Source organism: Gallibacterium anatis DSM 16844 = F 149, from assembly GCF_000379785.1.
In the GTDB taxonomy this organism is placed as follows: Bacteria; Pseudomonadota; Gammaproteobacteria; order Enterobacterales; family Pasteurellaceae; genus Gallibacterium; species Gallibacterium anatis.
On record NZ_KB903743.1, the window covers coordinates 1 to 9,403 of the forward strand.

The following is a 9,403-nucleotide window of genomic DNA, read 5'->3' on the forward strand; positions in this document are numbered from 1 at the left end:
CGTTGCGTTGCGTTGCGTTGCGTTGCGTTGCGTTGCGTTGCGTTGCGTTGCGTTGCGTTGCGTTGCGTTGCGTTGCGTTGCGTTGCGTTGCGTTGTAAACATTGTTGTCCTCATATAATAAATGTCAAGTGAGAATGAATAACTCCTCGCTATAAAATACAGGTATAGTTAAAAAGAGTTTTTACATATTATATCCCATTGAACTTAGATAGGAACAACAGATATTTATCAAAAAATAGAAGTCTTTAAACAAATTTCATCTACATCAAGACATTTTTTATAGTATTTTCACCCACTTTTCTGCTCCATCACACCTATTGCCCCCAACCGCAATATAGCAATCATCAGGACGTTCACCGATAAGCAAGGCTCCAGGTTTTTCTGAATGAGCTGAGCCAATATTTAAACTCCAACCATAGGCTTGTATATACCTTCCTTGAAAAATACGAACGTATCCTCCCTGATACTGTTCGTTTTCTCTAAATTTCTGCGCAATTGTCATTAATGTTTCGATATACATCATATTTACCTGATTAAAGATATTTTTTGAAACTCGCTGACGCAATAGAAATTGCTGCTCCCACTAAAAATGCTGCTGGGATCAGTAACAAATTAGGATAAATGCTAAATGGCAACGAAAGATATAACATCCAAGAGCCGATTAACAGCGGAAATATCGCTTTTTTCGCGTGATGATACATAAAACTTGATTCATAACCGTACCCAAATCGCCTTAAATCCCGACGTACAAGCCCATCCGTGAAACCAACCACGGCAACCAAAATAAACAATGGTGAGGTAAAAAACAGGATGAGTAACCGAATAATAAACGTCATTGTGATATAAATAACCGCTTCAATATAACCGCGAATATAAATAATTAATGCATATCCTGGACTGCTTGGGTCTTGTACGCTATTTAACCACGCTAACAAACCACTTTTCACAAATACATATTGATGTACGGTATCCATTACATAGGTTGCTAACACTACCGGATCAGCGTGCAGAATACTTTGTGTAAAATGCACGGAAAAATACTTCACCTCTTCCAACATCATTTGTTTACTGTGCTGAGCACCAAGCTCCGGCCAAAACCAGATCATACCGATCCATTCAATCACAATACTGACAAATAATGACACGACTAACACACCAAAGGTTCTACCAAGCAACGATAATAGATTACCTAACAACCCTCTTCTAGGTTCTTTTACCTGTTGTTCAGCCATTATTTACTCCCTCTTCTGTATTGTGCTTCTCTACATCTACATTATCTACATCACTTTCAGCAGGCACAGTAGCAGTATTTGATGAAATAATTGGCGTGCTGACAAGCTGTTCAAACGCGGCAATCGCTTCATTTGAAGGCGTATATTCATAGGCGACTTGAGACCATAAAGTTTCTCCAGTTTGGTAATTTTCTTTCATATACTCACTTAATTGTGCGATAGATTCCGGAATATGCTCATTTTTATCAGAAACCGGCAATGGCATTCTAATTTTCCACAACTTACCTCCCTCAAGCAGCGCAAATGCTTGTCCCTTCGGTAAGCTGATCACATTAGCAGGCGTGATCATTGGCATTTTTTCCGAACTGACACGGTCTTGCGTATTTGATGTGAAATGTTGATTACTATAAGGATCACTACTATCCGTCACCCCTGAAATCGTTGTATTTTTCAACACATCCACTTCGTGCAACTGATTAGTAAGCAACTCCGCTGTTGCAGGCTCACGCACACGCAACATAATTAAGTTATTAAAGTTACCAATAACTTGTCCTGCCTTGGCTTTATTGCCTGTTCTTGCCTCAATATCCGACAAGGTCTGAGTGTATGCTGTTACTTGAATTCCGGCTCCACCCCCTTTGTTGATCAATGGAATAAACTCATCACCCATTAGCTCGTTGAATTCATCGCAATGTAAGTTAATAGAGACCTTTTTCGACTTACCTTGTAACGCATCCGGCAACCCTTGATTAATACCATATTTATAGATATGTCCTGCCATCGAAACCAGATCGGCGAACATACTATTGCCTACCGCACTAGCAACCGTAGTATCAGATAACGCATCTAACCCAATATAAACAATGCCTCGTTTGCGTATAATCTCTTGCCAGTCGAAAATAGGACGTTCATCGTGAATATCGCTATAATCCGGTGCAAGCAACTCAGCAATTTTCCCGGTTGTTAATTTCTCAAGTAGCGGTAGAAGTGAAGCAACGATTTTATCAAAATAAGTTTTATCGTACCGTACCGCACTACGCAGACCATCTAAAACCGGATCGTGTATTTTTGATTGAGTCAGAAATTGCTCAAGGGCAATCACGATAGGATCTCGTCCCATCATATTGCGAGGTGTATTTTTATCATTGATTTTGCTTGCTGCTGCAGCAATCGCTTCCCACGCTTTCGGCTGCGTTTTCCCCAAAAAATGCGTAGCATAATCAATGAATAGCTCATCAATATTTTGCACATAACGCGCAATTGACGGATAGTCCGGACGGCGACCAAGCTCCACTTGCGCTCTGGCAATAATATTGACAAATCGCCACGCGAACTCCTTAAATGCTGCGCTATTCCCCTCCGAACTTAACTGCCCGGAAATGCGTCCTGCAACTTCAGATACTCGTCCAAATCGTCCCACTGCGTTATATCGAGCAGATATTTCCGGCCAGCCTAAATGAAATACGTAAAATTCATTTTCACGCCCTGCTCGTTTCGCTTCCACATACATTCGTTTCAGCATATCCGCATCGCCTTTCGGATCGAAAAACACTACCACCTCTCGTTCATCAACAGTCTTACCCCGATGAATATCTTGCGTTACTAACATCTCAGCTAATCGCGTCTTACCTACACGCGTTGTCCCCAATACAATCGTATGTCCAACACGCTCACCCAAAGGCAACATCACATCCTGTTCATCCAATTCAATGCCGTGAATTACCGGACTCCCTCCAACGGGCGGCAACGGTCTAACTGGGTTATACCACTTATCAGTACGCAATAATTTTGCTAATTTAGGTAATCTTTCATCACTCCATTTTTCAAGCGTTCGAGCGTATTGATAAGCTAAACTTGGCTTGACGTAATCTTCTACTTCTGAACGAGTACAGGTATAGAGTCTTTGTGTATGTTTCTGTTCCCAAGCAAATCCTCTACCCAAAAACAGATAACGCTGGCTAACAGGAATCTGTTTACTGGTTAGTGCGTAATAAGGCAATCTACGAATATTCCGGCGAAACTTCAAAATACGCCAACCTTGTCTAAAACGCACTACGGAAAATAGCCAAAACGCACCACACATTCCGTATCCAATATCCGGACTAAGTGCTAGACTCCAGGGGGCATAGAGGCACAATGCGCCTGCACTGGCTGATACAATCGCTGTATTCAGCTCAACAGCAGGCCGTAAAACGGATTCAATAACGTGGTTATTACTCATTTATTGCTCTATCCCTCTATCGGTAATCAAGACCGGGTAATGTACTATCTTCAATCGCTTAGCGAGATCATCAGCACTGACCGGTAATAACGGAATTGAGTTATCAATATTTCGTAATTGCTGAAGACGCTCATATTGCTGTACATTAACAACAAGACAAGTGGCCGCCATTTTTTTCAACTCTGGCAACTTTTGTCTAAACCAATCTTCTGATAACGCATCATCTCCGATTAAACATAATGGCTGCATACCGGGCATCTTCACTTTTCCGTCATTCCTCATCCGTGATGGAATATCTATTTTTCCAGGAGTCATTAAATGAGATACTATTGGTAATAAATCTTTTTCGTGAAAAACAGGTGGCATCATATCTGAATTAACAACATCACCCTTTTCAATAACAGGCTGAATGGGCTCATAAAAACGCAACGCACTCTCCCCTCCCTCATCTGCAATGACTTCAGCAGCATAAGAAACAGTAGGAAGCAAGAACGACAATAAGATAATTAATTTTTTCATTGACTCTCCTTGTTTGGATCAACCCAAATAAAAGCAGTTTGTATGGTTTGTGATGGTAAAATCCATTGATAGTGACGCTGATCGCTTTCAACACTCACACCTGCAATCTCAGGCGGTGAAATCCAGTTATCTGGCGTTGCGGAAGAAGTAGACGATAATGTTGATAAATGCCGCTTGATATTACGCATATAGCGAACAGCATAGAATCCCCCTTTGGGATGATGGTAACACCCTGATGCTTGTAACCAGCTCCCCTTTTCAACATAGCAATCTCTCAAAATTTGTGCAGCCGCATTTAAATTTTTTGCGACATCAAAGCCCTCGCAAGCACTCCGAAAATACTTAATACCGTTCCAGCCCAAATTTACCTGAGCAACACCAACATCAATATTTTTTAACGGATAACGAGACATAAATTGCTGTAATGCTTGGCAGGCTTTAATTTGAGAGGGATAAAAATAACTACGTCCTTTGACATTAATCGACCACGGATAGGGTTGCTTTACGTTTGTTACTCTGCGACCAGTTTCATTCAATGCAATCGCATATAACATTGATGCAGGCACAGAATACTGATTTGCAACCCGATGGAAAATCCCCGGTATAGGCTGCACATTATGCGTAATGGCAGCACTATAGACACTATATCCCAATAAACCAATCAGTATTACTGCATATCTAAAAATCATTTACCTGATCCCAAGTTCCCGATTTAAAGATAACCGGCATTTTGCCGTTGCCGTGCTGTAACCAAAGCCCTTGATCGTGATTAAGGGTAATTTGTCTGCTACGAACTTTATTCACATCAATGCGGTGAGAAATTGCCCAATCACGGATAGCTTTATCATCTTGCCGGCTATCAACAAAATAAATATCAACTGATTTGTTGGTTGCCAATATTTTCTGTAATGCAGAATCACATTTCTCGCAATTTAAGCGAGTAAACAACACTAATCGTTCATTGATAACAGGTGACATTGTATTATCAGAAATTGGCATTACGCCGGGATAAAGCTCTTTAAAAGCGGCATCATATGCCAACTGAAATTTGAGTTCTTTCTCTACTCGTTCAAATTCTTTCTTTGCAAGTAAACGCGCATATTTTTGCCGCTCTGCTTCACTGGTTGCCTCAACCCCCAATGTTGTCAAAGGGTCAAGATTCGGTGACCAATATTGTCGCTCAGTTTTCTTTAATAGCTCATATCGCTTCCATTCCTCTTCTGTCAAGCCCCAATGTTGAGCTTGCTCATTAGCTGAAAGCGATTGAATTGTAGAAGTCACAGATGAAGACACCTGTTTTGCACTTTGTTCAGCTTGTGCTAATGCTTTGGCCGAAGTTTCCTTAATACTTTGCACTGTTTCATTCAAATCAAGTGCAAATGCTGATTGCCCCAATGCCAATGAAAGGATAAGTAGTATATTTCGTTTTTTCATATCATCACCCTCATTTATTCATTTGGAGAGGAATCAGGAATAGAAACGCGTTCCGTAACTCTAGCTTTAAAACACACTACTCGAGTTTGTTCATTTAGCGTTAACTGATAAGCAGGGCCAGCTAACATCTGCAAGGCCTCTCTCAATTTCATTGGACCGAATTGTTGATGAACTTTTGGTAGAGGGCGAGAATAAAGTGTTAATAAATCAGACTGACCGAATGCCGGGCAAAGTGAAATCCCCGTATTTGACAACGTATTTTTAATGCCTTGCTCAACATTTAATGACTGATTCTTTTTTGTTTTCATCTTGATAACAACAGCCTGCTCGAGTAAATACTTCTGTCCCAACTGCGCATCAATATTTGTTAATTGATAACGATCTGTACGCACAACGCTAGGCTCTAAAGCATCTTGCTGCTGGTAAATGTCTGGTGAAACTACCTCTGATTTAAAAACTTGAGCTGTTTGGATTGATTTATTTTGGGTAGCTGATTGCGCCGTTACAACCGGCATAGGTACCACATTAGTATCAGTCTGAGTTTTTTTGTTCCCAGAATGATTACTGCAACCAGTCAAAACAAACAAACCGGCAATCGCGCAAGCAAGCAACTGTTTTTTCATTTTCATCTCCTTAATGTGCAATATTGATCACAACATAAAGAAGACAGAGAAAAAAATGAATAGGAAATTGATTATCCAAAAAAATCAATTAACTAATTAAACATTTCTTCATTGTTTTTGATAACTTATACATTTACTTTTTTTCTTAACTATGGTAGATAATTAACAGATTTTACATATTAAAAAATACATTATGGATAGAATTAAATTTAAAACAGATGAAGATAAAAGCTACATCATCGAAAAAACATTATTTGAAAAGAAAACTCAGAAACAAGCTCCATTTTACCAAAAATCAGAGCGACAGAATCACGAAACCTGCCAATTTGCTATATGCCCTGAATGCAATAACCCAGTACAAATAATAGGGCTGTATAAAAAATTGGAACACACTGATAAGCCATACGCTAGACATTATGAAATACCTATTGGACTAGGAAAATACAATAAGGAAAATTATGAATATTGTCCATATAAAGCCAATAGAAAACCCTTTACAAAAGATAGCCGAAAAGGAGAAATAGATGAAATAGCTCAAGATATTATCCGTAAAATGATATATTATTTTGACAAAATAGTGTATTTACTCCAGAAAAAAATTGGAATATATATCAGTACCGCCTTAGCTAAGGATATGTTAAATGACTTTTTTGACGCAAGAGCTTATTTATATCGTGGAGCATCCTTAAAAAATGTTCCTCTTCTACTCCCTTATTTCTCATCAAATAAAACCATTATTGGTCGTTTTGTTCTTGATGAGACATTGATATCTGCTCTTAAACAAATACCTGAGTTAGATATTAAAAATAACAAAATAAAATCTAATAAATATATCAAATTAGGCTTTTATTTTTTTGATCACAAAACCAAAATAGAGGATCATCATCTTACAGAAAGTTTAATATTTTCGATATCAAAAGGCGAAATAAATGAAGCAAAAACAATCTATCAAAAAAAGATTGTTTTTGATAACTTGCATTTTGAAAAATTAATAAACTATAAAGAATATAAATTAAGTGAAAAACAAATTTTGAAAAATAAAGAACTGCTCAATATAGCAAAGGAAGTTGCTAAAGAACACGGATTTTTTTATTAAAACACTCGTTTTATTTATTCATATTGGAAACTTTCAACCACCATTCTTCGCCTATTGCAGGAATTACACCTTCATTTTCTGCAAATTTCAAGCAATTTAGCAACGTAGATAACGATAAACTAAATGAGTGATACTTATCTTGTAAAACAAAATAAGCAGGCTCATCACACTCCAAACAATCAAAATCCTCTATCTTTGAAAAATGAGTCTGGTTTAACAAAATTTGTTTATTATCATTTTTATCATTCATTACACATATCCTTTTCATTTAAAAATATTCTAATTCTGATTTCATCTATTTTTTCAATTTAGATAGTTACGAATTTCTTCAACAGTGGGATTTTTCTCTATAAGACGACTGTATGATTTTTTTCTGATATAACTTAGATATTCATCTTCAGAAATATCATTTTTTACAATTTCATAACTTTGTAAAAGAGCAAGTGATTCTTGATACAATTCCTGATGCTGTTCAGATATTGAAATTGGCTTTTTGATTTTGTCATAAATAAGAATAAAAACAGCAAGAATTACTAATAAAAAACTTATTCCCCAAAAAACATCAGGATATTCTTGTGAAGAAGCAGCGAAAGAGAAGAATGGCAATGTCATTATCATTAAAAACACCTGAAAAACTGTTATCAACTTATTACTACTCTCGTATTGAGAGAATAGTTCAATATTAATTTTTTGTACATTATTAACTTCACAAAGTGTGTTAAAAATATTCTGTTGAAATTGATTCATTTTTACATCCTTAGCCTATTAATTATTAATAGTAATTTTGCAACTACCAGTGTTTGTAAATGTTATACCTTCTCATCCTTTTCAATTGCTACAAGTGATAATCTAAAAATTAAATAACATAGAATCATAAGAGGAGCAACAAAGATAATTCGCATAATATACTCAATGAATACTTCAGGTAACATATATCACTCCTTATTTCTTTCAACAATTTTATATTGTTTAAAAAAAGCCTGAACCGAAAAACCTATAGCGATTCCAACAATAATACCTAAAAAGAACATATCTACTCCTTATATTTATCTATTTTCTCAAGTTGCTTATCCATTACCTTCTGACCACATAACACCATTCTTATACACAAGAGAATTAATATGATTAAAAGCAGATAAAATATTATCTGTAATACCTCAATCAATTATTTTTCTCCTATTTTAATAAAAGGTAATGCACCATTTGGGGTCATTGTTGTCGGCAAAATCCCATTCCATTTTTCTGCCGCTGTTAGTTCAACAAGCTGTTGATTTTCCTTTAATGCTTCCCCTTTAGCACGAATAGCCGCAGCCTCCGCCTCACCTGCAAGTCGAACTTTTTCAGCATCTGCTTTCGCTTGAATAATCTCAGCATCCGCCTTTGCTTGAGCGTTCACTTTCACAATCTCTGCTTGCTTCTGCTGGATAATGAGTTCACGTTCCGCTGTCTGAATTGCCACATTCTTTTGAACGCTTTCCTCTACCCTTTTTTCATATTCTTTATTAAATTGAATTACCGTTTGAACAGCGGTAATTTCGATAGGGTAACCCTTGACTGCCTCACGAATTTGAGCAGTAATATCTGTAGTTAATTTTGCTCTATTTTCTAAAGCTTTTTGTGCTGTATATTCACTAAATACGATTTCAAGAGCCTGTCTACTTCTTGGTTCAACAAGTTGATTAATCATATTTTCGGTAGTACGATAATTTTTATATACAGCAACAGGATCTGTTAATTTATAAGTAATAATCAATGCTGTAGTCACAGTTTGAGCATCTCTTGTATAAGCCGAAATGCCAGTAATCTTGTCTCTTTCATCATCAAAATAACCTATAACTTCTTTTTGCTCCCTTGTTGAGAATTTAATGTCATCTTCTAACCAGGAACGCCAATGTAGACCTGCTGATTTTGTTTCCACAATCTCGCCATATTTGGTAACTAACCCTATCTCTCCTTCGTCTACCGAAAAAGGAGAACAACCACTCAGACTTGCAGCTAAAACTGATAAACTAATAATTTTTTGAACGTTTTTCATAATGTACTCCCTGAAAAAATATGTAAACACTATAAAAAACGGCGAAGATAAAAAGAATAGGAAATTGAATAAACAATCTGATCAAAAAAATAGCGACCTAAGTCGCTATTTTTAAAATGGACAAATTAAGCTAATTAATAATTAGCTCAGACTGCTGACAAACCCATCTTTCCAAAATCATTTGATAAAAGTGGGTTTGTTTTTTTACTTTGTCGCTTTTCTCTTGCTTTTCCTTTCAGATAA

11 protein-coding genes are annotated in these 9,403 nt (G+C 36.9%); 1 reads left to right on the forward strand and 10 read right to left on the reverse strand.

Annotation, left to right across the window (positions count from 1 at the left end; all coding sequences use genetic code 11):
• Positions 1 to 277 precede the first annotated feature (277 nt).
• Genes A3EO_RS0111140 through pilL2 form a run of 7 tightly spaced genes read right to left on the reverse strand, consistent with a single transcriptional unit; the run spans position 278 to position 6,029 of the window.
• Positions 278 to 523, reverse strand: coding sequence for a hypothetical protein (locus A3EO_RS0111140; RefSeq protein ID WP_231128985.1), 246 nt, complete (start codon positions 521 to 523; stop codon positions 278 to 280).
• A 10-nt stretch (positions 524 to 533) separates the two neighbouring features.
• Positions 534 to 1,232, reverse strand: coding sequence for a TIGR03747 family integrating conjugative element membrane protein (locus tag A3EO_RS0111145; protein WP_018347205.1), 699 nt, complete (start codon positions 1,230 to 1,232; stop codon positions 534 to 536).
• Positions 1,225 to 3,453 carry a type IV conjugative transfer system coupling protein TraD gene (gene traD / locus A3EO_RS0111150; protein ID WP_018347206.1) on the reverse strand — a complete coding sequence of 743 codons (2,229 nt, stop codon included), beginning with the start codon at positions 3,451 to 3,453 and terminating at the stop codon, positions 1,225 to 1,227. The genes A3EO_RS0111145 and traD overlap by 8 nt, the downstream gene beginning before the upstream one ends.
• Positions 3,454 to 3,972 carry an integrating conjugative element protein gene (locus A3EO_RS0111155; RefSeq protein WP_018347207.1) on the reverse strand — a complete coding sequence of 173 codons (519 nt, stop codon included), beginning with the start codon at positions 3,970 to 3,972 and terminating at the stop codon, positions 3,454 to 3,456.
• Entirely contained in the window at positions 3,969 to 4,661 is a 693-nt protein-coding gene (locus A3EO_RS0111160) for a lysozyme family protein (protein WP_018347208.1), read from the reverse strand. The genes A3EO_RS0111155 and A3EO_RS0111160 overlap by 4 nt, the downstream gene beginning before the upstream one ends.
• Positions 4,651 to 5,406 carry a TIGR03759 family integrating conjugative element protein gene (locus tag A3EO_RS0111165; protein WP_018347209.1) on the reverse strand — a complete coding sequence of 252 codons (756 nt, stop codon included), beginning with the start codon at positions 5,404 to 5,406 and terminating at the stop codon, positions 4,651 to 4,653. Before A3EO_RS0111165 ends, A3EO_RS0111160 begins: the two co-directional genes overlap by 11 nt.
• Before the next feature lie 14 nt (positions 5,407 to 5,420).
• The gene (gene pilL2 / locus A3EO_RS0111170; protein ID WP_013745183.1) at positions 5,421 to 6,029 is read right to left on the reverse strand and encodes a PFGI-1 class ICE element type IV pilus protein PilL2; all 609 of its coding nucleotides are present in this window, start codon (positions 6,027 to 6,029) and stop codon (positions 5,421 to 5,423) included.
• A gap of 193 nt (positions 6,030 to 6,222) precedes the next feature.
• On the opposite strand from pilL2, the gene A3EO_RS0111175 reads away from it, so the two are divergent.
• A complete protein-coding gene (locus A3EO_RS0111175) occupies positions 6,223 to 7,125 on the forward strand; it encodes a hypothetical protein (protein ID WP_018347210.1) in 903 nt (300 codons plus the stop codon).
• Between the two features lie 10 nt (positions 7,126 to 7,135).
• Here A3EO_RS0111175 and A3EO_RS0111180 read toward each other — a convergent pair whose 3' ends face one another.
• The 3 genes from A3EO_RS0111180 to A3EO_RS0111205 form a co-directional block, all read right to left on the reverse strand.
• Positions 7,136 to 7,375: a hypothetical protein gene (locus A3EO_RS0111180; protein ID WP_018347211.1), complete on the reverse strand. Its 240-nt coding sequence runs from the start codon at positions 7,373 to 7,375 to the stop codon at positions 7,136 to 7,138.
• 53 nt (positions 7,376 to 7,428) lie between these two features.
• Positions 7,429 to 7,872, reverse strand: coding sequence for a hypothetical protein (locus A3EO_RS0111185; RefSeq protein ID WP_018347212.1), 444 nt, complete (start codon positions 7,870 to 7,872; stop codon positions 7,429 to 7,431).
• 418 nt (positions 7,873 to 8,290) lie between these two features.
• Positions 8,291 to 9,160: an SPFH domain-containing protein gene (locus tag A3EO_RS0111205; protein ID WP_018347215.1), complete on the reverse strand. Its 870-nt coding sequence runs from the start codon at positions 9,158 to 9,160 to the stop codon at positions 8,291 to 8,293.
• Between the last annotated feature and the right edge of the window lie 243 nt (positions 9,161 to 9,403).

Coding starts and splice junctions, on each gene's coding strand:
- A3EO_RS0111140 (WP_231128985.1), bottom strand. CDS start 523: ATGATGTATATCGAAACATTAATGACAATTGCGCAGAAATTTAGAGAA.
- A3EO_RS0111145 (WP_018347205.1), bottom strand. CDS start 1,232: ATGGCTGAACAACAGGTAAAAGAACCTAGAAGAGGGTTGTTAGGTAAT.
- traD (WP_018347206.1), bottom strand. CDS start 3,453: ATGAGTAATAACCACGTTATTGAATCCGTTTTACGGCCTGCTGTTGAG.
- A3EO_RS0111155 (WP_018347207.1), bottom strand. CDS start 3,972: ATGAAAAAATTAATTATCTTATTGTCGTTCTTGCTTCCTACTGTTTCT.
- A3EO_RS0111160 (WP_018347208.1), bottom strand. CDS start 4,661: ATGATTTTTAGATATGCAGTAATACTGATTGGTTTATTGGGATATAGT.
- A3EO_RS0111165 (WP_018347209.1), bottom strand. CDS start 5,406: ATGAAAAAACGAAATATACTACTTATCCTTTCATTGGCATTGGGGCAA.
- pilL2 (WP_013745183.1), bottom strand. CDS start 6,029: ATGAAAAAACAGTTGCTTGCTTGCGCGATTGCCGGTTTGTTTGTTTTG.
- A3EO_RS0111175 (WP_018347210.1), top strand. CDS start 6,223: ATGGATAGAATTAAATTTAAAACAGATGAAGATAAAAGCTACATCATC.
- A3EO_RS0111180 (WP_018347211.1), bottom strand. CDS start 7,375: ATGAATGATAAAAATGATAATAAACAAATTTTGTTAAACCAGACTCAT.
- A3EO_RS0111185 (WP_018347212.1), bottom strand. CDS start 7,872: ATGAATCAATTTCAACAGAATATTTTTAACACACTTTGTGAAGTTAAT.
- A3EO_RS0111205 (WP_018347215.1), bottom strand. CDS start 9,160: ATGAAAAACGTTCAAAAAATTATTAGTTTATCAGTTTTAGCTGCAAGT.